Genomic DNA, 20,911 nt, shown 5'->3' on the forward strand with positions numbered 1-20,911 from the left:
ATGCAAATGCATGAAATAAAGGAGGTTTCATTCATGGCAAGAGGACACAGATCCCAGATTAAGAGAGAAAGAAATGCTCAGAAGGACACAAGACCGTCCGCAAAGTTATCTTATGCGAGAGTTTCTGTCCAGAAAGCATGCTTTGTTTTAGATGCCATCAGAGGCAAAGACGTGCAGACGGCACTCGGAATCGTAACCTACAATCCGAGATATGCGTCTACACTGATTAAAAAACTTTTGGAGTCGGCGATTGCGAATGCGGAAAACAACAACGGCATGAGCAGAGAAAATCTGTATGTTGAGGAGTGCTACGCAAACAAAGGACCGACAATGAAGAGAATCAGACCGAGGGCACAGGGTAGAGCTTATCGTATCGAGAAGAGAATGAGCCACATCACCGTTGTGCTGAATGAGAGATAGGAGGTAAAGCATGGGACAGAAAGTTAATCCGCACGGACTTAGAGTCGGCGTAATTAAGGACTGGGATTCCAAATGGTATGCAGAGTCTGAATTTGCTGATTACCTTGTTGAAGATAACAAAATCAGAACATACCTGAAGAAAAAATTATACAGTGCCGGTGTTTCAAGAATTGAAATTGAGAGAGCATCCGGCAGAGTGAAAGTGATTATCTATACTGCAAAACCGGGCGTAGTAATCGGCAAGGGCGGTTCTGAGATTGAAAAAGTAAAAGCAGAAGTGCAGAAGCTGACAAAAGAAAAACTTCTGGTAGATATCAAAGAAGTGAAGAGACCGGACAGAGATGCGCAGCTCGTTGCGGAAAATATCGCACAGCAGCTGGAAAACCGTGTATCCTTCCGTCGCGCTATGAAGTCTACGATGGGCAGAACCATGAAGACTGGCGCAAAGGGTATCAAGGCAGCAGTTTCCGGACGTCTGGGCGGCGCGGATATCGCACGTACCGAGTTCTACAGCGAGGGAACGATTCCTCTTCAGACACTGCGCGCAGATATTGACTATGGATTCGCAGAGGCAGATACCACATACGGCAAGCTTGGCGTAAAAGTATGGATCTATAACGGCGAAATCCTTCCCACAAAAACAGCAAAGGAATAAGGAAGGGAGCGATAAATCATGTTAATGCCAAAGAGAGTAAAAAGACGTAAACAGTTCCGTGGAAGCATGAGAGGTAAAGCATTAAGAGGCAATACCATTTCCAACGGTGAATACGGTCTTGTTGCAATAGAACCGTGCTGGATCAAGTCCAATCAGATTGAGGCAGCCCGTGTTGCCATGACACGTTACATCAAGCGTGGCGGTAAAGTCTGGATCAAAATTTTCCCGGACAAACCGGTAACGGCAAAACCGGCAGAAACCCGTATGGGTTCCGGTAAAGGAACACTGGAGTACTGGGTTGCAGTTGTAAAACCGGGACGCGTTATGTTTGAGATCGCAGGCGTACCGGAGGAGGTTGCCCGTGAAGCATTGCGTCTCGCTATGCATAAGTTACCCTGTAAATGTAAAATCGTTTCTCGTGCGGATTTAGAAGGCGGTGATAACAGTGAAAATTAATAAGTATGTAGAAGATTTAAGAAACAAATCAGCTGCAGAATTAAATGAAGAATTAGTAGCTGCTAAAAAGGAACTTTTCAATTTAAGATTCCAGAACGCAACCAATCAGTTAGATAACACAAGCAGAATCAAAGAGGTTCGCAGAAACATTGCCAGAATCCAGACTGTTATCACTGAGCAGGCGAATGCGTAAGAATAACCACGAAAGGAGCAAATGGACGTGGAAAGAAATCTTAGAAAAACCCGTACAGGTAAGGTTGTCAGCAACAGAATGGAAAAAACGATCGTTGTTGCAGTAGAAGACCATGTAAAGCATCCGCTTTATAAAAAGGTTGTTAAGAGCACCTATAAATTAAAAGCACATGATGAGAACAATGAGTGCAATATCGGTGATACCGTAAAGGTTATGGAAACGAGACCGCTGTCTAAGGACAAGAGATGGAGACTTGTGGAAATCGTCGAGAAAGCAAAATAACACTGGAACAAAACAGATAGGAGGTATATCAGCATGATTCAGCAGGAAAGCAGACTGAGAGTTGCTGATAACACTGGTGCCAAAGAGCTGCTTTGCATCAGAGTTATGGGCGGTTCTACAAGAAGATATGCAAGTATTGGAGATATTATCGTTGCTACGGTCAAAGATGCAACACCAGGCGGCGTTGTAAAGAAGGGCGATGTTGTGAAAGCGGTTGTGGTACGTACCGTCAACAAGACCCGCCGTAAAGACGGTTCTTATATCAGATTTGATGAAAATGCTGCAGTCATCATCAAGGATGACAAGAATCCGAGAGGAACCCGTATTTTTGGACCGGTTGCGAGAGAGCTTCGTGATAAGCAGTTTATGAAGATCGTATCTCTGGCTCCGGAAGTATTATAAGGAGGTACCAGATGTCATCGTTAAAAATCAAAAAGGGCGATACTGTTAAGGTAATCGCAGGTAAAGATAAAGACAAAGAAGGCAAGGTTCTTGCGGTTGACGCAAAGAACAACAAAGTCCTGGTTGAAGGTGTGAACATGGTTGTAAAGCACACAAAACCTTCTGCAGCAAACCAGCAGGGCGGCATTGTGAACAAAGAAGCTTACATTCATATCTCCAACGTAATGCTGCTGGTTGGCGGCAAGGCAACAAGAGTTGGCTTCAGAATGGATGGCGACAAGAAGGTCCGCGTGGCTAAGGCTACCGGCGAAGTAATTGATAAATAAGAGAGGAGGCCATACAGTTGAGTAGACTCAGAGATACTTACCAGAACGAGATCGTAGATGCTATGATCAAAAAGTTCGGATATAAGAATATCATGGAAGTTCCGAAGCTTGACAAGGTTGTTATCAACATGGGCGTTGGCGAAGCAAAAGAAAACGCGAAGCTGCTCGAATCAGCCGTAAAGGATTTGGAAACCATCACAGGACAGAAAGCAGTCCTCACAAAAGCAAAGAAATCCGTGGCAAACTTTAAAATCAGAGAAGGTATGGCAATCGGATGCAAGGTTACTCTCCGCGGCGAGAGAATGTATGAGTTCGTAGACCGTCTCATCAACCTGGCGCTTCCGCGAGTGCGTGACTTCCGTGGTGTAAACCCGAACGCATTCGACGGCAGAGGAAACTATGCTCTTGGTATTAAAGAACAGTTGATTTTCCCGGAAATCGAGTATGACAAAATCGACAAAGTCAGAGGTATGGACGTTATTTTTGTAACGACAGCACAGACTGATGAAGAAGCCCGCGAGCTGCTTACACAGTTCAACATGCCATTTGCAAAGGCTTAATCCGTTAACAGGTCAATTTGTTTGAAGAAGTATAGGAGGAAAATTCATGGCTAAAACAGCAATGAAGGTAAAACAGCAGCGCAAACAGAAATTCTCTACAAGAGAGTACAACCGCTGCAGAATCTGTGGCCGCCCGCATGCATATCTGAGAAAATACGGAATCTGCAGAATCTGCTTCCGTGAGCTGGCATACAAAGGTCAGATTCCTGGCGTGAAAAAAGCCAGCTGGTAGGCCCTGAAGCACTTAGTGAAAGCAAGCCGAAGGCGCAGCTTGAAGTTAGTGCGGGGCCGTTCCCGAACCTTAGCGACGCCGAAAGCAACTTAGTGAAAACGAGCTGAAAGCGAAGTTTGAACTTAGTGCGGGGCGGAGGTTAGTTGAGGGAACATCCCGAAAGCATAACAATGTTTATATAAGGAGGACATATCGATGACTATGAGCGATCCGATTGCAGATATGCTTACAAGAATCCGTAATGCGAACACTGCAAAGCATGATACAGTAGACGTACCGTCATCCAAGATGAAGCTTGCAATCGCAAACATTCTCTTAGATGAAGGATATATCAGCAAATATGATATCGTAGAAGAGGGTGGTTTCCCAATCATCCGCATCACGCTGAAATACGGCGCAGACAAGAACGAAAAAATTATTACAGGACTTAAGAGAATTTCCAAACCGGGTCTTCGCGTTTACGCAGGCAAGAACGAAATCCCGCGTGTACTTGGCGGACTTGGCGTGGCGATTCTTTCCACAAACCAGGGTGTAATCACAGACAAAGAAGCGCGCAAACTCCAGGTGGGTGGCGAAGTGCTTGCATTTGTTTGGTGACCCTGAAGCACTTAATGAAAGCAAGCCGCAGGCGCAGCTTGAATTTAGTGCAGGGGTCGTTCCCGAACCTTAGCGAGTGCAAGCGTAAGCGCAGCACGAGGTTAGTTGAGGGAACATACCCGTTTCTTCACGTTAATTGAGGGAACATACCCGTTTTCTCATGTTAATTGAGAATTAGTTGAGAAAACAAACCCACATTTATACAGAAGTTACTGAAAACAGAAAGAGCACAGGCTCTTTCCGAAAATCTAAGTAAGGAGGACATAGTAATGTCACGTATCGGTAGAATGCCGGTTGCGATTCCGGCAGGCGTTACGGTAGAGGTTGCAGAGGGCAACAAGGTTACCGTAAAGGGCAGCAAGGGTACTCTGGTAAGAGTGCTCCCGACAGAAATGGATATTAAAGTAGAAGACGGTCATGTACTCGTTTCAAGACCGAATGACTTAAAGAAAATGAAATCCCTTCATGGTCTTACAAGAACCTTGATCCACAACATGGTGGTTGGCGTAAGCGAGGGCTACACCAAGGTTCTGGAAGTAAACGGTGTAGGTTACAAGGCAGCAAAGCAGGGCAAGAAACTGACATTGAGTCTGGGTTACTCTCATCCGGTTGAGATGATAGACCCGGAGGGGCTGGAAACTGTAGTGGAAGGAAACAAAATTACAGTAAAAGGCATTGACAAAGAAAAAGTTGGCCAGTACGCAGCGGAAATCAGAGAAAAGAGAGCTCCGGAACCTTACAAGGGCAAGGGTATTAAGTATGCTGATGAAGTTATCAGACGTAAAGTTGGTAAGACTGGTAAGAAATAAGTAAGGAGAGTGTAAAAATGGTTAGAAAAGAATCCAGAACTAAAGTTCGTGTAAAAAAACACAGAAGACTTCGTAATCGTTTTGCAGGAACTGCAGAAAGACCGCGTCTGGCAGTGTTTAGAAGTAATAATCATATGTATGCTCAAATTATTGACGATTCAGTCGGAAACACTCTTGTATCTGCGAGCACGCTTCAGAAAGAAGTAAAGGCAGAGCTGGAGAAGACCAACAACGTTGATGCAGCAGCATACCTGGGAAAAGTAATTGCCGAGAGAGCTCTTGAAAAAGGTATTAAGACCGTTGTCTTTGACAGAGGCGGCTTCATATATCAGGGCAAAATTCAGGCATTAGCAGATGCAGCAAGAGAAGCTGGTCTGGAATTTTAGGAGGTAGACACATGAAACGTGAAATTATTGATGCTAATTCGTTAGAATTAAATGAAAAAGTAGTGTCTATTAAGCGTGTTACCAAGGTTGTTAAGGGCGGTAAGAACATGAAGTTCACAGCTCTTGTAGTTGTAGGCGATGGAAATGGCCATGTTGGTGCAGGTTTAGGAAAGGCAAAAGAAATTCCGGAAGCAATCCGCAAGGGAAAAGAAGACGCTGCTAAAAATCTGATTAATGTTGCGCTGGATGACAATGCAAGTATCCCGCATGATTTTGAAGGAAAATTCGGCGGCTCCCACGTAGTTCTTAAGAGAGCTCCGGAAGGTACCGGTGTTATCGCAGGCGGTCCGGCACGTAACGTACTGGAAATGGCAGGCATCCGCAATATCCGTACAAAATCCCTCGGCTCCAGAAACAAGCAGAACGTTGTTCTTGCTACACTGGAAGGCTTAAAACAGCTCAAATCCCCGGAGGAAGTTGCGAGACTGCGCGGAAAAGCGGTAGAAGAAGTACGCGCATAGGAGGATTAGAAAATGGCAGATAAAGTAAGAGTAACCTTAGTAAAATCTACAATCGGTGCAATCCCGAAACATCGTGCAACAGTAGCAGCGCTGGGTCTCAGGAAACTGAACAAATCTGTTGAGCTTCCGAACAACGCGGCTACACAGGGTATGGTAAAGCAGGTACAGCATCTGGTAAAAGTAGAAGAAATCTAATCAAATAAGGAGGTGCCATGATGGATTTATCAAACTTAAAACCGGCAGAGGGTTCCAGACAGAGCGGTAACTTCAGAAGAGGCCGTGGACACGGTTCAGGAAACGGAAAAACAGCCGGCAAAGGACATAAAGGTCAGAAGGCCCGTTCCGGCGCTCCGAGACCGGGATTTGAAGGCGGTCAGATGCCGTTATACAGACGTATTCCGAAGAGAGGCTTCACAAACAGAAATACAAAGGACATCGAAGCAATCAACGTGAGTGCGCTGGAGAGATTTGATAACGATACCGAAGTAACGATCGAAACTCTGATTGAAGCAGGCGTTATCAAGAGTGCAAAAGACGGCGTAAAGGTACTTGGAAACGGGGAACTTACTAAGAAGCTTAACGTTAAGGTAAATGCTTTCAGTGAAAGCGCAAAGGCGAAGATAGAAGCACTTGGTGGAAAAGCAGAGGTGATCTGATGTTAGAAACACTTCGTAACATGTTTCGGGTGAAGGACATCCGTAAACGTCTGTTATATACGTTTGGTATGCTGGTAGTCATCCGGCTCGGTTCACAGCTTCCGGTGCCGGGTGTAAACCGTGAGTATATCTCACAGTTTTTCGCACAGCAGACTGATGGTGCCTTTAATTTCTTCAGTGCTTTCACGGGCGGCTCCTTTGAGCGTATGTCTATTTTTGCGCTGAATATCACACCGTACATTACATCGTCAATTATCATGCAGCTTTTGACGATAGCAATTCCCCAGCTTGAGGAAATGCATAAGGACGGAGAAGAAGGAAGAAAGAAAATCACGGCGATTACCCGCTATGTTACGGTAGCCCTGGCATTAATCGAAGCTACTGCAATGACGGTTGCTTTCGGCAGAAACGGCATGATTCCCGATATGAATATTCTGAAGGGAATCACCGTAGTCGCTGCCTGGACAGCCGGTTCCGCATTCCTGATGTGGGTTGGTGAGCGGATTACGGAAAAAGGTGTTGGAAATGGTATTTCCATCGTCCTCGTGATTAACATTCTTTCACGTATACCGAGCGATATCGGTACACTTTACGAAACCTTCATACAGGGTAAATCACTTGCGCGCGGCGCGCTGGCTGCAGTGATTATTCTGGCGGTTATCGCAATTACCATCGTCTTTGTTATCATACTGAGCGATGCGGTGAGACGTATCCCGGTACAGTACGCAAAGAAGATGCAGGGAAGAAAGATGATGGGCGGACAGTCCACCTACATTCCTCTGAAAGTAAATACAGCCGGCGTTATCCCGGTTATCTTTGCACAGTCACTGTTCAGTATGCCGAGCATGATTGCATCCGTACTGGGCGTGTCCACAGACGGTGTCGGCGGTCAGATTATCGCGGCTCTGAACCAGAACAACTGGTTTAATCCGGACCAGCCGGTGTATTCCCTCGGACTGATTCTTTACATTGCGTTGATTATCGCTTTTGCTTATTTCTACACCTCCATCACCTTCAATCCGATTGAGGTGGCGGACAATATGAAAAAGCAGGGTGGTTTCATTCCGGGCATCCGTCCGGGTAAGCCGACCAGCGATTATCTGAATAAGATTCTGAATTACATCGTATTCATCGGTGCAGTTGGTTTGACGATCGTCGTACTGATTCCGATTTTCTTCAACGGTGTGTTCAAGGCTTATGTATCCTTCGGCGGAACATCTATCATCATTATCGTAGGTGTTATCCTTGAAACGATTAAACAGATTGAATCGCAGATGGTGGTCCGCAATTACAAAGGCTTTTTAAGCGAATAGAGAAGTGTACCGTTTGTTTTCGGACAGGCGGTACACTAACTGTGTTTATGCCAGAAAGGAAAGACTATGAAAATTGTGATGTTGGGCGCACCGGGCGCAGGAAAGGGTACGCAGGCGAAGCGGATCGCAGAGAAATATGAGATACCGCACGTTTCCACCGGCGATATCCTGCGCGCAAACGTAAAAGGTGCAACAGAATTAGGAAAAAAGGCAAAGGAATTTATGGACCAGGGGCTGCTGGTGCCGGATGAGCTGGTAATCGACATGCTGATGGACCGCATCGCACAGCCGGATTGCACAAAGGGCTACATCCTCGATGGTTTCCCGCGCACGATTCCGCAGGCGGAGAGCCTTGACGCGGCGCTGGAAAAACAGGGAGATAAGCTGGACTATGCTATCGATGTGGATGTGCCGGACGAAAATATTGTAAAGCGCATGGGCGGAAGAAGAGCGTGCCTTGGCTGCGGCGCTACTTACCATGTGGTATTCAACCCGACGAAGGAAGAGGGCGTCTGCGACGTCTGCGGCGAAAAACTGATTCTGAGGGATGATGATAAGCCGGAGACCGTGCAGAAGCGTCTGGATGTATATCACGACCAGACACAGCCGCTGATTGATTTTTATAAGAACGCCGGTATTTTGAAAACAGTGGACGGTACTATGGAAATGGACCGTGTATTTGAAGAAATTGTGCAGATATTAGGAGCGTAAATATGGCAGTAACAATTAAATCTCCAAAAGAAATAGACCTCATGAGAGAAGCAGGAAGACGTCTGGAGATTGTTCATAACAAGCTTGGTGAGTTTGTGAAACCGGGAATTTCCACAAAGGACATCGACCGCTATGGAGAAGAACTGATCAGAGGTCTTGACTGCATTCCAAACTTTCTGAATTATAACGGGTATCCGGCATCTATCTGTGTGTCCGTAAATGACGAGGTGGTACACGGAATCCCGAACAAAAAACATATTATAAAAGAAGGGGATATCGTAAGTCTGGACGCCGGTCTGATTTACAAGGGCTTTCATTCCGATGCCGCGCGCACACATGCCGTCGGCGAGGTCAGCCCGGAGGCGGCGAAGCTGATAAAGGTTACGGAAGAGTGCTTCTTCAAAGGCATTGAGTTTGCCAGAGCCGGCAATCATCTGTATGAGATTTCCGGGGCAATCGGTGCTTATGCGGAGAGCTTCGGCTACGGCGTTGTGCGTGACCTGGTCGGACATGGCATCGGCAGGGCGCTCCACGAGGACCCGCAGATTCCGAACTTTGCCCAGAAGCGGCGGGGACTGAAGCTTATGGCGGGTATGACGCTTGCCATCGAGCCGATGATCAATGCCGGACGCTACGATGTATGCTGGCTGGATGACGACTGGACCGTTGTCACCGAGGATGGCTCCCTGTCTGCCCATTATGAGAATACGATTCTGATTACAGACGGTGCGCCGGAGATTCTCACCCTGCATGCGGATTAACGCGTGCAGGAGGAGCTGCGCTTCTGGCGGATTTGTCTGCCGGCGCAGATGTGTCACTCGGAAAGCCCGGAACTGAGCCGCAAAAGAGCGCGGCATGGAGGTAAGAATGGACCGATTTGAGGCAGGAATGCTGGCATGGTCGCGCGCCGGGCATGACAGCGGCACGCTTTATGTCATAATGAGGACAGACGAAGAATATGTTTATCTGACGGACGGACGGCTGAAGCCGGTGGATAAGCCGAAAAAGAAGAAAAAAAAGCATGTCCAGGTAATGCGGACAATCCCGCAGGAGCTTGCGGATATGCCGGAAAAAGAGATAAAAAACGAAGATATCAGACGAGTAATCAGGAGGTTTGCAAATGTCGAAAGCAGATGTAATTGAAGTAGAAGGAACTGTATTGGAGAAGCTGCCGAACGCAATGTTTAAGGTAGAACTGGAAAATAAGCACGTTGTGCTTGCACATATCAGCGGAAAGCTGCGCATGAACTTCATCCGCATCCTTCCGGGAGATAAAGTAACGATTGAGCTCTCCCCGTACGATCTGTCCAAGGGACGCATCATCTGGAGAGACAAATAATGTTACAATCAAATATCCCGCTGCAGAGCAGCGGGGTATTTGATCCTCGCGGCAGTCGCCAAATATCCGCACAAGTGCGGCTACTTGGCTCGTTGCTCGCGGGAATAAAACACGGATAACAGACAGGGAGCCGGAGAGCCCGCTAACAGCGGATTCTCCGGCTCCTGGCATATGCATCCCTCATCCCTTTCATCGCGCAGAAGACGGGCATATATATTCCCTCCGTCGTGCCGGGTTAGGAGAACATCCGCTTTTTGCTTAATAAAAGCAATGAATAATTGCGTTTCTAGAATAGAATAAATATTTTTTAATAAAAATATAAATAAAATGAAATTAAATATTGCGATTTATGCGAAGCGGTGCTATGATAAGAATACAGAGAAAGAAGGGATGCATGGATATGAAAATACAGGCAGTTTTAATTGATGGGTTTAAGAACCTGTCAAATGTTAAAATTAGTTTTGATAAGATTACGGCGCTGGTGGCACTGAATAATTTTGGAAAATCGAATGTACTTGCAGCCATTGATTTTGGTCTGGCTTTTATGAAAGCCGCGATAGAGGACAAAGCGGACATGATGGCGAATGCGAATCTGATACCAATTAACTGCTGCATGTTTGGCAGAAATTATAAATTTGAAATGGAAATTCTGACAGAACTGGATAATATGGAATATCGTGTTTTGTACGGATATGAATTTGCATGGAAGTGCCGGGAAAGCGCGGAGCCTCATATTGTGTCTGAATATTTAAGAATAAGACCGGAAAACAGAGGATTAAAATATACGCAGCTTATCAACAGGGAAGGTCAGAGAGCATTATACAAAAGTTCGGAAACCGGCAGATGCTCTTCCAGAATCAATGTTGAATTAACAGAGCTTGTTATAAATAAACTGCGGGCTTACGACGAAATATTTTATGCTGAAATTATAAAGAAATTGAACAGCATGAGATTTTATATGGAGAATAATCTGGACGCAAGAAGCTTTTATCAGCCGGATCCGATTATCCGGAAAGGCCTGGAGGATATGGCGGTAGATGCAGAAAGTCTTCCGCGTGTAATATATCAGTTGCAGGAGAAAAATCCGGATAAATTTATGCTGCTAAAAGAAGTATATAAGGAGTTGTTCCCGGATGTTGAGGATATTATTGTAAAGCAGTATAAATTCGAACGCGAAGGCGATGATAAATTACCGGCGGATGTTCCATTTATGATAGCAAATGCGATATATGTTTTATTTGTCAAAGATAAAAATTTAACACATCCGATAAACTTTGCAATGATGTCAGATGGAGCAAAAAGAGTATTTATGATTCTGGCGAGGGTTATTCTGGCAAACGAAAGAAATGTTTCTCTGATTGCTATTGAAGAACCGGAAAATTCAGTGCATCCCAGTCTGTTTCAGTCTTATATGCAGATAATCAGCCAGCTGCTGGATGACTGCAAGGTAATCATTACCAGTCACTCCCCTTATGTTGTGAGCTATTTAGAACCTTCGTGGATACATGTAGGCGTAAACAGAAAACCGGGGATTGCCGGATTTTATTCATTTAAAAAATCCGGACAGCGGTTATTGCAGCAGGATGCCGCTGCATTTAAGATGAGCACAGGAGACTATCTGTTTTCAATGTTAGCTGATGAGGACAGCAACTGGGAAGAGTATCTGGAGTGTGATATACATGAGTAAATGCCTTGTATTATTTGTCGAGGGCGATACGGAGGTCGAGTTTTATAAACGTGTAATATCGAATGCCAGACAGAAAAGAGCAGATGGAAGATTTGATATTTATATTGAATGCAAAAATGTTCGGGGTGTCGGAGGATTTAAAAATATTGCACTTCGTAAGTTTATAAAAGAAATAAAGCCTAAATATGGGAAAAAATGTGAATTTAGTGTCGCATTATGCAGAGACACTGATGTTTTTGAGCTATCCTCCAAGCCACCGGTAGAATGGGATGAAGTAGAGGCTGTTTTTAAGGAGAATGGAGCTCAGCAGGTTATCCATATAAAGGCAAAGCATTCCATTGAAGACTGGTTTCTGATTGATTTGGATGGAATAATATCATTTCTCCATTTACCTAAGAAAACGAAGGTATCCGGAGGAAATGGATATGATAAACTGAAAAAACTTTTTAAACAGGCAAACAGAATATATTATAAAGGAATGAAAAGCAATGGTATGATTGAACGACTGGACATTGATAAAATCGCACAGAATGTTCAGACCGAACTGGAGCCGCTGTATAAGGTGCTGGGAATATATTGATATTCCCGGTACCTTATATAAAAGCCGGGGCAGCCGCCGCTATCTATTCCCATACATCCAGCTTTCTGTCCTTATAGTAATATGTTTCATCCTTTTTGCCGATGCTGCGTATGACGCGGCAGGGCACTCCGTAGGCGACGGTATTTGCAGGAATATCGCCAGTCACCACACTTCCGGCTCCGATTACGGAATTATCCCCGATTGTAATTCCGGGCATAATCTGGGCGCCGGAACCGATCCAGACATTCCTTCCTACATGAATCGGAAGGTTATAAACATAGTGATGCTCGCGAAGAACCGGCAGAACAGGATGACCTGAAGTACAAAATACAACATTGGGGGCAATAAGGCAGTTATCGCCGATGTAAATATGTTCATCATCCACAAATGTAACATTGGAGTTGAGATAAACGCCGTTTCCCAGATGAACATGCCTGCAGCCCCAATTTGCGTTTAAAGGGGTTTCCACTGTGCAGTCCTGCCCGATTTCCGCAAAAATCAGCGGCAGAAGCTGCCGTCTCTTTTCTGTCTCTGTCGGCAAAGTCCGGTTGTATTCCACCATTTTGTCCTGATAAATATGCTGGTCGCCTAGTAATGACGGGTCATCATAACAGTATACAAGTCCCTTTTCTTTCCGTTCCCTGTTTGTCATAGCCGTATTCCTCCCTGGATTTATATTAATATTGTACATCAGCTCTCTTGAAAAATCTTGTAAAATCCACTAGAATAATATAAAAATCGTATTTTTACAGGAGCATTGTATGAATTCACCTTTAGAGGTATCCGCCGATTTTTCAGAGCGTTTACATTACAATTTAGCCGGTTTTCCACTTTATATAAAGAAAGATAAGCTTTCCCGTTATGGCTACGAGGCGCTGTGCCACTGGCACCCGGATTTGGAATTTATCTACATCATTGATGGCGCAATGGACTATTTCATTAACGGGAACAGGATTCCTATCCGGCAGGGGCAGGTAATTTTTGTGAACAGCCGCAGACTGCATTATGGTTTTTCCAGGCAGAAAGAGGAATGTACATTTATTGCGCTTGTTGTGCATCCTTCCCTGTTTACGAATTCCTTTGATAAAGCGTGGATTTTCGCGGAACAGAAATTTGGTTTTGCAAATGTGGATTACATATTGCTGGATTCCCATATTTCCTGGCAAAAGAAGATGATAGAGGGGATTGACCGGATATACCGGGAGATAAACGCGGCTTCCTTCAATCCGCTCAGACTGCTGGCGGAAGCGATTTCTATATGTGCAGATGCAGGAGAGCATATTGAAACAATGGAAAGCAGTGGGAAACATAATGTTACACAAATGGCTTTTCTGAATATGACAGAATATATTCAGAACAATTACAGAGAAAAGCTTACCCTTGATAAAATAGCCGGTGCCGGCGCCGTCTGCCGGAGCAAAAGCTGCCAGTTATTCCGGCAGTATGTCCGGATGTCGCCGGTTGCGTATCTGACAAAATACCGGCTGTCGAAAAGCGCGGAACTGTTGCGGGATACGGAGCTTTCTGTTTCAGAGATTGCGTCGCTGTGCGGATTTCAGAGCCCAAGCTATTACATTAATCTTTTTAAGAAGGAAACGGGGCAGACACCGCTGAACTACCGGAAAGCGTCCGAGATAAAAGTATGATATTGTTATCAATAAAAGACTTTAGAAAAGATGCAAAAATTGCAAAAATCTAAAATGTGACCGGATGTGTTTTCTTCTTGACAAAATTTCAACTGTCCGCTATGATAAAGGCATTGGAAAAGGTTTTGAGAAAGAGGAGTACATCCGCGGCGCCATCAGAGAGGATATTCCACCGGCTGAAAGAATATCCGGGAGAGTGCGGATGGAAGGTAGCTTTTGAACTGGAATCCGGAAGCCGCAGAGTGGAGATTCTGTGTGCGGTGGCGAAAACGGGTGCAGCCCAGGCTTCGCATACTGTATGACAGAAGCAGTGCAGAGACGCTGTGTGGTGCGTAAGGATTCACGTCTGCTCCGCGTTAAGGAGAATGAGTAATAAATGAAGGTGGTACCGCGTATATACGCCCTTCGCACGAAAGCCGTGCGGAGGGCTTTCGTTGTCTCCTGGAAGTTATTATTTTCAGAACGGATTTGGGGACAAAGCATTTCCATTAGAAGGATTTGCGGGAAAACGCAGCGAAGAATCCGGCGTTACAGTTCCGTAAGCAGACGATAGGCAGATTTTGCAGGCTTTGCGAGCATAGCGGCAGAAATTTTGTCCGACCGGTTTTTATGGAGGCAAAATTTCTGCCAATAGGCGGCGCAGCAAAGGCAAAAAATCAACGTGTCTGCTTACGGAACTGTGACAGACGGATTCGGGCTGGGATTTTCATACAATCTTTCCCCAAATGCTGTGAGACAAAATGCTCCGCCAAACCGTATGAAAAGGAGAATCATCATGAGCAAAGAGCTTGCAAAAACCTACGACCCGAAGGGGCTGGAGGAGAGACTGTATCAGAAGTGGATGGACAACGGCTACTTCCACGCAAAGGTAAACCCGGACAAGAAACCGTTCACCATCGTAATGCCGCCGCCCAACGTTACCGGGCAGCTTCACATGGGGCATGCCCTGGACAACACCATGCAGGATATCATCATCCGCTTTAAGCGGATGCAGGGCTATGAGGCGCTGTGGCAGCCGGGAACCGACCACGCGGCGATCGCAACCGAGGTAAAGGTAATCGAAAAGCTTAAAGAGCAGGGCATCGACAAGGACGAGATCGGGCGCGAAGAATTTTTAAAGCATGCCTGGGCGTGGAAGGAAGAGTACGGCTCCCGTATCATCAACCAGCTCAAAAAGCTTGGTTCCTCCGCAGACTGGGAGCGCGAGCGCTTTACGATGGACGAGGGCTGCTCGAAAGCCGTAGAAGAAGTTTTTGTCAAGCTGTACGAGAAGGGTTACATCTACAAGGGTTCCCGCATCATCAACTGGTGTCCGGTATGCCAGACCTCGATTTCCGATGCCGAAGTGCTGCATGAGGACCAGGAGGGACACTTCTGGCACATCAACTATCCGGTAGTGGGCGAGGAAGGAAAATATGTGGAAATCGCGACCACCCGTCCGGAAACGCTGCTGGGCGATACGGCGGTTGCTGTAAACCCGGAGGATGAGCGCTACACGGATCTGATAGGGAAAATGCTGGAGCTGCCGCTGACCGGCAGGCAGATTCCGGTGATTGCCGATGCCTATGTAGACAAGGAATTTGGAACCGGCTGCGTGAAGATTACGCCGGCGCATGACCCGAACGACTTTGAGGTGGGCAAACGCCACAATCTGGAAGAAATCTGCATCATGAACGACGACGCCACCATCAATGAGCTGGGCGGAAAGTATGCCGGCATGGACCGCTACGAGGCGCGCAAAGCCATTGTAAAAGACCTCGACGACCTGGGGCTTTTGGTGAAGGTAGTTCCGCATATGCACGCAGTCGGCACGCATGACCGCTGCAAGACGACGGTGGAGCCGATGGTAAAGCAGCAGTGGTTCGTGCGCATGGACGAAATGGCGAAAGAGGCAATCAGGGCGCTGGAGGACGGCGAGCTGACCTTTGTGCCGGAGCGTTTTGACAAGACGTACCTGCACTGGCTGGAAAATATCCGCGACTGGTGCATTTCCCGCCAGCTCTGGTGGGGACACCGCATCCCGGCGTACTACTGCGACGAGTGCGGGGAGGTTGTGGTGCGCAGAGGCGGCGCGCCGGAAAAATGCCCGAAATGCGGCTGCACACACTTTACGCAGGATGAGGATACGCTGGATACCTGGTTCTCCTCAGCGCTCTGGCCGTTTTCCACGCTGGGCTGGCCGGATAAAACGCCGGAGCTGGAATATTTCTATCCGACCGACGTGCTGGTGACCGGTTATGATATCATCTTCTTCTGGGTAATCCGCATGGTATTCTCCGGGCTTGAGCAGACCGGGAAAGCGCCGTTCCATCATGTGCTGATCCACGGTCTGGTGCGCGATTCCCAGGGGCGCAAGATGAGCAAATCCCTCGGAAACGGCATCGACCCGCTGGAGGTAATCGACAAATACGGCGCGGACGCACTCCGTCTGACGCTGATGACCGGCAATGCGCCCGGCAACGATATGCGCTTCTACTGGGAGCGCGTGGAGGCGAGCAGAAACTTCGCAAACAAAATCTGGAACGCTTCCCGTTTCATCATGATGAATCTGGAAAAAGCGGAAATTCCGGAGCAGATGCCCAAAGAGAGCCTGACGCAGGCGGATAAGTGGATTCTTTCCAAAGTAAACGCGCTGGCGAAGGACGTCACGGACAACATGGAAAAATTCGAGCTGGGCATCGCGGTGCAGAAGGTATACGACTTCATCTGGGAGGAATTCTGCGACTGGTATATCGAAATGGTGAAGCCGCGTCTGTACAGCGACACGGATACCACGAAGGCGGCGGCGCTGTGGACCCTGAAGGCGGTTCTCGGAAACGCGCTGAAGCTGCTGCATCCGTACATGCCGTTTATCACGGAGGAAATCTACTGCACCCTGAATCCGCAGGAGGAATCCATCATGATTGCTTCCTGGCCGGAGTGGACGGCAGAATGGGATTTTGCGGCGGAAGAGACGGCGGTAGAGGTAATCAAGGAGGCGGTGCGCGCCATCCGCAACGTGCGCAGCTCCATGAACGTTCCGCCCAGCAGAAAGGCAAAGGTATTCGTGGTTTCGGAAAAAGAAGAAGTGCGCAGCATTTTTGAAGACGGAAAAGTATTCTTTGCGACCCTCGGCTATGCGAGCGAGGTCGTTATCCAGGCGGATAAGGCGGGCATCGGCGAGGACGCCGTATCGGCAGTGATTCATGAGGCGGTGCTTTACATGCCGTTTGCCGAGCTGGTGGATATTGAGAAGGAAATAGAGCGTTTGAAAAAAGAAGAAGAGCGCCTGACGAAGGAGCTTGCGCGTGTAAACGGTATGCTCGGCAACGAGAAATTTGTAAGCCGGGCTCCGGAGGCAAAAATTGCCGAGGAAAAGGCGAAGCTTGCAAAATACACCGATATGATGAACCAGGTGCAGGAGCGCCTGGCACATCTGACAAAGTAAAGGTATTGCGGCGCAGGAACGAAACAGCCTGCGCAGAGGGGAAGGAAAGGTATCGCGGTGCGCGCCCCGGCAGAATCGGGACAGCCGGCAAAAAAGTGCGGCGCATCACGGCAGGAAAGGAGAAGCTATGTCACTGCGTCTGATACTGGGAAGCTCCGGGAGCGGGAAATCCCATTACATTTACAGCAGCATTATTGAGGCTGCGGTGCAGTCGCCGGAAAAGAAATTTCTGGTAATCGTGCCGGAGCAGTTTACCATGCAGACGCAGCGCGAGCTGGTGCGCCTGCATCCGGACGGGGGCTTGCTGAATATTGATATTTTAAGCTTCCAGCGTCTTGCCCACCGCATTTTCGAGGAGGTGGGGGCGGATAAACGCACCGTGCTGGAGGAGCTGGGAAAAACGCTGCTTCTGCGGCGTGCCGCCTCCAGGGTGCAGGATGAACTAAAGGTTTTAAAGGGCAATCTGAAAAAAATGGGATATCTGCAGCAGATGAAATCCATGATTTCAGAGTTGACGCAGTATGATATCGATTCGGAAAAGATGGAGCGGCTTTTGCAGCAGGCGGAGCAAAAGCCGTCCCTCTTTTATAAGCTGAAAGATATCCGGCTTCTCTATGAAAGCTTCCAGGAGGAGCTGGAGGGAAAATATATTACGGCGGAGGAAACATTGGAGGCGCTCTGCCAGGTGGCGCGCCAGTCCGCCATTTTAAAGGGCTGCGTGGTGGCAATCGACGGGTTTACCGGTTTCACGCCTGTGCAGAATAAGCTGCTGCGCGAGCTTTTTTCCCTGGCGGAGCAGGTGTATGTGACCGTGACTATCCGCGCGCAGGAGGAATTCTACCGTATCCGCGGGGAGCACGAGCTGTTTTATCTGAGCAAAAAGACCATCCGTTCTCTGGCGCACACCGCGCAGGAGGCGGGCTGTGAGATTCTGCCGCCGGTGGTGATGGAGTGGAAAACGCTGCCGCGCTTTACAAAAAGCCCGGAGCTTGGCTTTCTGGAAGCGTACCTGTTCGGCGGCGGAAAAGCGCAGTGGACAGAACCGGCAGAAGAACCGGTCCGGAGCGCAAATCCGCATACGGCAGAGGAAACGGCCCGGAGCGGGGAGGCAGAACCGGAGTGCGCTTCTTCCGGCTGTGCAATTTCCCTGCACACGGCGGCGAACCCGGTGCAGGAGGCGCATTTTGCCGCCCGCACCATCCGCGCGCTTCTGCGGCAGGGCTACCGCTATCAGGATATCGCGGTCATCGTGGGAGATTTGCCCTCCTACAGCAGCTACATCCCGCAGGTGTTCGGAGAATACAAAATCGCATACTTTATGGACAGCACGCGGACAGTCTTTTCCAATCCGCTGGTCGAATTTCTGCGCGCTGTGCTGGACATGATACAGCAGGACTTTACCTGCGCGTCAGTATTCCGCTACCTGCGGACAGGGCTCTGCCGGATAGACGCACAGAAGCTCGATATGCTGGAAAATTACGTGCTGGCGGCGGGCGTGCGCGGATTTTCCCGGTGGCGGGAGCCGTTTACCAGAGCTGTGGATTTTCTGGACGAAGAGCAGCTTGCGCTCTGTGAGGAGCTGCGCAGCCTTATCATGGAGCCGCTGCTGCCGCTGGTGTCCTGTATGCGGCAGGCGCGGACAACGGCGCGGGAAAAAACAGAAGGCCTGCACACGCTTCTCTGTCATTACAATATCCAGCAGCAGCTCGCCGATATGGAAAAACAGTTCCGCGCAGACGGACAGGCGGAGCTGGAAAAGGAATTTGCCGGAATTTACGCGATGGTAATTGGCATTTTTGATAAGCTGGCAGAGCTTCTGAGGGAGGAGGCGCTGACGCTGCAGGAATACACAGAGCTTCTGGAGGCGGGCTTTGAGGAGGCGCGTGTGCGTCTCATCCCGCCGTCCGCCGACCGGGTGCAGGTGGGCGATCTGGAGCGTTCGCGTCTGACGGACATCAAGGTGCTGATTTTCCTTGGCTTAAACGACGGCTGGGTTCCGGCGACGGGCGCAGGCGGCGGACTGCTCTCCGATATGGAGCGGGAGACACTGATGGAGAGCCGGGTCGAGCTTGCCCCGACAACGCGTCAGAACAGCTATATCCAGCGGTTTTACCTGTATCTGAATCTGACAAAGCCCAGAGAGAGGCTGTACCTCTCCTGCAGCAAGGCGACGGCGGACGGCAGTCTTTTGCGCCCCTCCTATGTGATGCGCACCATCGGCAGGCTGTTTCCGGGGCTGTCCGTGCACGACGAGGACGTCTGCGAATCCTTCAGCAGCCGGGTGGAGACGCCGCAGAATGCGCTCGCTTATCTGCTGGAGGGCTTCTGGAGCATCCGGGAGCGGCAGCCCTCCGGCGAGTGGCTGGAGCTGTATAACTGGTACCGGCGCAAAGAGGATACAAAAAAGCAGGTGCAGCGGCTGGTGGAAGCAGCGTTCCTTACCTTCGACGAGAGCGGAATCGGACGGAAGGCGGCGCGCGAGCTGTACGGCGAGGTGCTGGTAAACAGCGTCAGCCGTCTGGAAAAATTCGCGTCCTGCGCGTTTGCACATTTCCTGCAGTATGGGCTTCGTCTGCAGGAGCGCGAGGAATATGTATTCCGCCCGGTGGACATGGGCAGAGTGTTTCACAGCGCCATCGAGCTGTACTCCCGCAAGGTGGAGGAGAGCGGCTACGACTGGTTCCGGATACCGGAGGAGGTGCGTGACCGCTTTATAGAAGAAGCCGTCAATGAGGTGTCCGCGGCATACGGACAGCAGATCCTGCACGACAGCGCCCGCAACGAGGCAATGATCGGGCGCATGAAGCGGATTATGCGCCGGACCGTGTGGGCGCTGCACCGCCAGATTCAGTCCGGACATTTTTATCCGGCAAACTTTGAAGTCTCTTTCTCACAGGCGGAGGAGCTGGAGGCGGTGAACATTGCGTTGTCTCCGGAGGAAAAGATGCGGCTGCAGGGGCGCATCGACCGCATAGACGTCTGCGAAAAAGAGGAGCAGGTCTATGTCAAGGTGATTGATTACAAATCGGGAAACACCTCCTTTGACCTGGTGGCGCTGTATTATGGGCTCCAGCTTCAGCTTGTGGTATACCTTAACGCCGCTATGGAGCTGGAGAAAAAAGTACATCCGGAAAAAGAGATTGTTCCCGCGGGTATTTTTTATTATCATATGCAGGACCCGCTGGTGGAGACGGACGAAGAGCTGACGCCGGAGGAAATCAATAAGAAGCTTTTGCGCCAGCTCCGCCCGGACGGTCTGGTAAATGAAGACCCGGCGGTATTCGGGGAAATGGATGTGCGGCTGGAAAAATCCTCCGACGTCATTCCGGTGAGCATCAATAAAGACGGGCGGCCGTCGAAGCTTTCTAAAACGGCGACAGGCGAACAGTTTGCGGCGCTCTCCGGCTTTGTCCACAAAAAGCTGCAGGAGCTCGGCAGCGCCATGATGGAGGGCGAGATTTCCCCGGTGCCGTACCAGCGGAAGCAGCAGACAGCGTGCGATTACTGTATTTATCGTCCGGTGTGCTGCCTGGATGGAAAAATTCCCGGCACGCATACAAAGCGGCTGAAAGAATACAGTGCGGAGGATATCTGGAAAAAATTGGCGGAAACATAAGCGGCATCTGCAGTTTGTGCAGAATTTTTTGCCGGGAATCTGCCCGCCATCTGTCCGGTCGCAGACACGTTGATTTTTTGATTTTGCTGCGCCGCTT

Annotated in this window: 26 protein-coding genes; 25 read left to right on the forward strand and 1 reads right to left on the reverse strand. The window is 48.7% G+C overall.

From position 1 onward, the window contains the following. The first annotated feature begins 33 nt into the window (after positions 1–33). The 22 genes from rplV to NQ534_RS15920 all read left to right on the forward strand — a co-directional run bounded on the left by rplV (position 34) and on the right by NQ534_RS15920 (position 12,125). Positions 34–420 carry a 50S ribosomal protein L22 gene (gene rplV, locus NQ534_RS15815; protein ID WP_040783889.1) on the forward strand — a complete coding sequence of 129 codons (387 nt, stop codon included), beginning with the start codon at positions 34–36 and terminating at the stop codon, positions 418–420. A 10-nt stretch (positions 421–430) separates the two neighbouring features. Then, the gene (rpsC, locus tag NQ534_RS15820) at positions 431–1,075 is read left to right on the forward strand and encodes a 30S ribosomal protein S3 (protein ID WP_006862747.1); all 645 of its coding nucleotides are present in this window, start codon (positions 431–433) and stop codon (positions 1,073–1,075) included. Between the two features lie 18 nt (positions 1,076–1,093). Next, positions 1,094–1,531 (forward strand): 50S ribosomal protein L16, encoded by a 438-nt coding sequence (rplP, locus tag NQ534_RS15825; protein ID WP_006862748.1) that lies wholly within the window; start codon positions 1,094–1,096, stop codon positions 1,529–1,531. After that, positions 1,521–1,724, forward strand: a complete 204-nt coding sequence (gene rpmC / locus NQ534_RS15830; RefSeq protein ID WP_006862749.1) for a 50S ribosomal protein L29 — start codon at positions 1,521–1,523, stop codon at positions 1,722–1,724. Before rplP ends, rpmC begins: the two co-directional genes overlap by 11 nt. Positions 1,725–1,751: 27 nt before the next feature. Next, entirely contained in the window at positions 1,752–2,006 is a 255-nt protein-coding gene (gene rpsQ / locus NQ534_RS15835) for a 30S ribosomal protein S17 (protein WP_465220230.1), read from the forward strand. A 33-nt stretch (positions 2,007–2,039) separates the two neighbouring features. Continuing rightward, positions 2,040–2,408 (forward strand): 50S ribosomal protein L14, encoded by a 369-nt coding sequence (gene rplN, locus NQ534_RS15840; RefSeq protein WP_006862751.1) that lies wholly within the window; start codon positions 2,040–2,042, stop codon positions 2,406–2,408. An 11-nt stretch (positions 2,409–2,419) separates the two neighbouring features. Continuing rightward, positions 2,420–2,734, forward strand: a complete 315-nt coding sequence (gene rplX / locus NQ534_RS15845; protein WP_006862752.1) for a 50S ribosomal protein L24 — start codon at positions 2,420–2,422, stop codon at positions 2,732–2,734. A 17-nt stretch (positions 2,735–2,751) separates the two neighbouring features. Further along, positions 2,752–3,294 (forward strand): 50S ribosomal protein L5, encoded by a 543-nt coding sequence (gene rplE, locus NQ534_RS15850; RefSeq protein ID WP_040783892.1) that lies wholly within the window; start codon positions 2,752–2,754, stop codon positions 3,292–3,294. Between the two features lie 46 nt (positions 3,295–3,340). Continuing rightward, a complete protein-coding gene (locus NQ534_RS15855) occupies positions 3,341–3,526 on the forward strand; it encodes a type Z 30S ribosomal protein S14 (protein WP_006862754.1) in 186 nt (61 codons plus the stop codon). A gap of 195 nt (positions 3,527–3,721) precedes the next feature. Continuing rightward, complete coding sequence (rpsH, locus tag NQ534_RS15860; protein ID WP_006862755.1) at positions 3,722–4,123, forward strand: 30S ribosomal protein S8; 402 nt, start codon at positions 3,722–3,724, stop codon at positions 4,121–4,123. Between the two features lie 269 nt (positions 4,124–4,392). Then, entirely contained in the window at positions 4,393–4,932 is a 540-nt protein-coding gene (gene rplF / locus NQ534_RS15865; protein WP_040783897.1) for a 50S ribosomal protein L6, read from the forward strand. 17 nt (positions 4,933–4,949) lie between these two features. After that, entirely contained in the window at positions 4,950–5,318 is a 369-nt protein-coding gene (gene rplR, locus NQ534_RS15870) for a 50S ribosomal protein L18 (RefSeq protein WP_040783899.1), read from the forward strand. 11 nt (positions 5,319–5,329) lie between these two features. Next, positions 5,330–5,839: a 30S ribosomal protein S5 gene (gene rpsE / locus NQ534_RS15875; protein WP_006862758.1), complete on the forward strand. Its 510-nt coding sequence runs from the start codon at positions 5,330–5,332 to the stop codon at positions 5,837–5,839. Positions 5,840–5,851: 12 nt separating this feature from the next. Continuing rightward, positions 5,852–6,034: a 50S ribosomal protein L30 gene (gene rpmD / locus NQ534_RS15880; RefSeq protein ID WP_006862759.1), complete on the forward strand. Its 183-nt coding sequence runs from the start codon at positions 5,852–5,854 to the stop codon at positions 6,032–6,034. 20 nt (positions 6,035–6,054) lie between these two features. After that, positions 6,055–6,495: a 50S ribosomal protein L15 gene (gene rplO, locus NQ534_RS15885; protein ID WP_040783904.1), complete on the forward strand. Its 441-nt coding sequence runs from the start codon at positions 6,055–6,057 to the stop codon at positions 6,493–6,495. After that, positions 6,495–7,808 carry a preprotein translocase subunit SecY gene (gene secY, locus NQ534_RS15890; protein ID WP_006862761.1) on the forward strand — a complete coding sequence of 438 codons (1,314 nt, stop codon included), beginning with the start codon at positions 6,495–6,497 and terminating at the stop codon, positions 7,806–7,808. Before rplO ends, secY begins: the two co-directional genes overlap by 1 nt. Before the next feature lie 66 nt (positions 7,809–7,874). Then, positions 7,875–8,519 carry an adenylate kinase gene (locus tag NQ534_RS15895; RefSeq protein WP_006862762.1) on the forward strand — a complete coding sequence of 215 codons (645 nt, stop codon included), beginning with the start codon at positions 7,875–7,877 and terminating at the stop codon, positions 8,517–8,519. A 2-nt stretch (positions 8,520–8,521) separates the two neighbouring features. Beyond that, positions 8,522–9,280 (forward strand): type I methionyl aminopeptidase, encoded by a 759-nt coding sequence (gene map, locus NQ534_RS15900; RefSeq protein WP_006862763.1) that lies wholly within the window; start codon positions 8,522–8,524, stop codon positions 9,278–9,280. Positions 9,281–9,386: 106 nt separating this feature from the next. Beyond that, a complete protein-coding gene (locus NQ534_RS15905; RefSeq protein WP_040783906.1) occupies positions 9,387–9,662 on the forward strand; it encodes a KOW domain-containing RNA-binding protein in 276 nt (91 codons plus the stop codon). Further along, the gene (infA, locus tag NQ534_RS15910) at positions 9,640–9,858 is read left to right on the forward strand and encodes a translation initiation factor IF-1 (protein WP_005428560.1); all 219 of its coding nucleotides are present in this window, start codon (positions 9,640–9,642) and stop codon (positions 9,856–9,858) included. Before NQ534_RS15905 ends, infA begins: the two co-directional genes overlap by 23 nt. A 394-nt stretch (positions 9,859–10,252) precedes the next feature. Further along, positions 10,253–11,545 (forward strand): AAA family ATPase, encoded by a 1,293-nt coding sequence (locus NQ534_RS15915; protein WP_242655377.1) that lies wholly within the window; start codon positions 10,253–10,255, stop codon positions 11,543–11,545. After that, positions 11,538–12,125: a hypothetical protein gene (locus tag NQ534_RS15920; protein WP_006862766.1), complete on the forward strand. Its 588-nt coding sequence runs from the start codon at positions 11,538–11,540 to the stop codon at positions 12,123–12,125. Before NQ534_RS15915 ends, NQ534_RS15920 begins: the two co-directional genes overlap by 8 nt. A gap of 43 nt (positions 12,126–12,168) precedes the next feature. On the opposite strand, the gene NQ534_RS21765 is transcribed toward NQ534_RS15920, so the two are convergent. Next, on the reverse strand, positions 12,169–12,777 hold the full coding sequence (locus NQ534_RS21765) for a sugar O-acetyltransferase (protein ID WP_040783911.1): 609 nt from the start codon (positions 12,775–12,777) through the stop codon (positions 12,169–12,171). A gap of 109 nt (positions 12,778–12,886) precedes the next feature. On the opposite strand from NQ534_RS21765, the gene NQ534_RS15930 reads away from it, so the two are divergent. The 3 genes from NQ534_RS15930 to NQ534_RS15940 all read left to right on the forward strand — a co-directional run bounded on the left by NQ534_RS15930 (position 12,887) and on the right by NQ534_RS15940 (position 20,814). Next, complete coding sequence (locus tag NQ534_RS15930) at positions 12,887–13,771, forward strand: AraC family transcriptional regulator (RefSeq protein WP_006862768.1); 885 nt, start codon at positions 12,887–12,889, stop codon at positions 13,769–13,771. A gap of 775 nt (positions 13,772–14,546) precedes the next feature. Further along, the gene (locus tag NQ534_RS15935) at positions 14,547–17,198 is read left to right on the forward strand and encodes a valine--tRNA ligase (protein WP_040783917.1); all 2,652 of its coding nucleotides are present in this window, start codon (positions 14,547–14,549) and stop codon (positions 17,196–17,198) included. 127 nt (positions 17,199–17,325) lie between these two features. Beyond that, positions 17,326–20,814, forward strand: coding sequence for a PD-(D/E)XK nuclease family protein (locus NQ534_RS15940; RefSeq protein WP_006862772.1), 3,489 nt, complete (start codon positions 17,326–17,328; stop codon positions 20,812–20,814). The last annotated feature ends 97 nt before the right edge of the window (positions 20,815–20,911 follow it).

Origin of the sequence: Marvinbryantia formatexigens DSM 14469 (genome assembly GCF_025148285.1) — a bacterium.
Taxonomy (GTDB): Bacteria; Bacillota; Clostridia; order Lachnospirales; family Lachnospiraceae; genus Marvinbryantia; species Marvinbryantia formatexigens.

Excerpts from the sequence above, each read along its gene's own strand:
- rpsE (WP_006862758.1), top strand. The coding sequence starts at position 5,330 with ATGAAACGTGAAATTATTGATGCTAATTCGTTAGAATTAAATGAAAAA.
- NQ534_RS15915 (WP_242655377.1), top strand. The coding sequence starts at position 10,253 with ATGGATATGAAAATACAGGCAGTTTTAATTGATGGGTTTAAGAACCTG.
- map (WP_006862763.1), top strand. The coding sequence starts at position 8,522 with ATGGCAGTAACAATTAAATCTCCAAAAGAAATAGACCTCATGAGAGAA.
- rplX (WP_006862752.1), top strand. The coding sequence starts at position 2,420 with ATGTCATCGTTAAAAATCAAAAAGGGCGATACTGTTAAGGTAATCGCA.
- NQ534_RS15855 (WP_006862754.1), top strand. The coding sequence starts at position 3,341 with ATGGCTAAAACAGCAATGAAGGTAAAACAGCAGCGCAAACAGAAATTC.
- rplP (WP_006862748.1), top strand. The coding sequence starts at position 1,094 with ATGTTAATGCCAAAGAGAGTAAAAAGACGTAAACAGTTCCGTGGAAGC.
- rplF (WP_040783897.1), top strand. The coding sequence starts at position 4,393 with ATGTCACGTATCGGTAGAATGCCGGTTGCGATTCCGGCAGGCGTTACG.
- NQ534_RS15940 (WP_006862772.1), top strand. The coding sequence starts at position 17,326 with ATGTCACTGCGTCTGATACTGGGAAGCTCCGGGAGCGGGAAATCCCAT.
- NQ534_RS15920 (WP_006862766.1), top strand. The coding sequence starts at position 11,538 with ATGAGTAAATGCCTTGTATTATTTGTCGAGGGCGATACGGAGGTCGAG.
- rpsC (WP_006862747.1), top strand. The coding sequence starts at position 431 with ATGGGACAGAAAGTTAATCCGCACGGACTTAGAGTCGGCGTAATTAAG.
- rpmD (WP_006862759.1), top strand. The coding sequence starts at position 5,852 with ATGGCAGATAAAGTAAGAGTAACCTTAGTAAAATCTACAATCGGTGCA.
- NQ534_RS15905 (WP_040783906.1), top strand. The coding sequence starts at position 9,387 with ATGGACCGATTTGAGGCAGGAATGCTGGCATGGTCGCGCGCCGGGCAT.
- NQ534_RS15895 (WP_006862762.1), top strand. The coding sequence starts at position 7,875 with ATGAAAATTGTGATGTTGGGCGCACCGGGCGCAGGAAAGGGTACGCAG.
- secY (WP_006862761.1), top strand. The coding sequence starts at position 6,495 with ATGTTAGAAACACTTCGTAACATGTTTCGGGTGAAGGACATCCGTAAA.
- NQ534_RS15930 (WP_006862768.1), top strand. The coding sequence starts at position 12,887 with ATGAATTCACCTTTAGAGGTATCCGCCGATTTTTCAGAGCGTTTACAT.
- rplR (WP_040783899.1), top strand. The coding sequence starts at position 4,950 with ATGGTTAGAAAAGAATCCAGAACTAAAGTTCGTGTAAAAAAACACAGA.
- rplV (WP_040783889.1), top strand. The coding sequence starts at position 34 with ATGGCAAGAGGACACAGATCCCAGATTAAGAGAGAAAGAAATGCTCAG.
- infA (WP_005428560.1), top strand. The coding sequence starts at position 9,640 with ATGTCGAAAGCAGATGTAATTGAAGTAGAAGGAACTGTATTGGAGAAG.
- NQ534_RS15935 (WP_040783917.1), top strand. The coding sequence starts at position 14,547 with ATGAGCAAAGAGCTTGCAAAAACCTACGACCCGAAGGGGCTGGAGGAG.
- rplN (WP_006862751.1), top strand. The coding sequence starts at position 2,040 with ATGATTCAGCAGGAAAGCAGACTGAGAGTTGCTGATAACACTGGTGCC.
- rplO (WP_040783904.1), top strand. The coding sequence starts at position 6,055 with ATGGATTTATCAAACTTAAAACCGGCAGAGGGTTCCAGACAGAGCGGT.
- rpsH (WP_006862755.1), top strand. The coding sequence starts at position 3,722 with ATGACTATGAGCGATCCGATTGCAGATATGCTTACAAGAATCCGTAAT.
- NQ534_RS21765 (WP_040783911.1), bottom strand. The coding sequence starts at position 12,777 with ATGACAAACAGGGAACGGAAAGAAAAGGGACTTGTATACTGTTATGAT.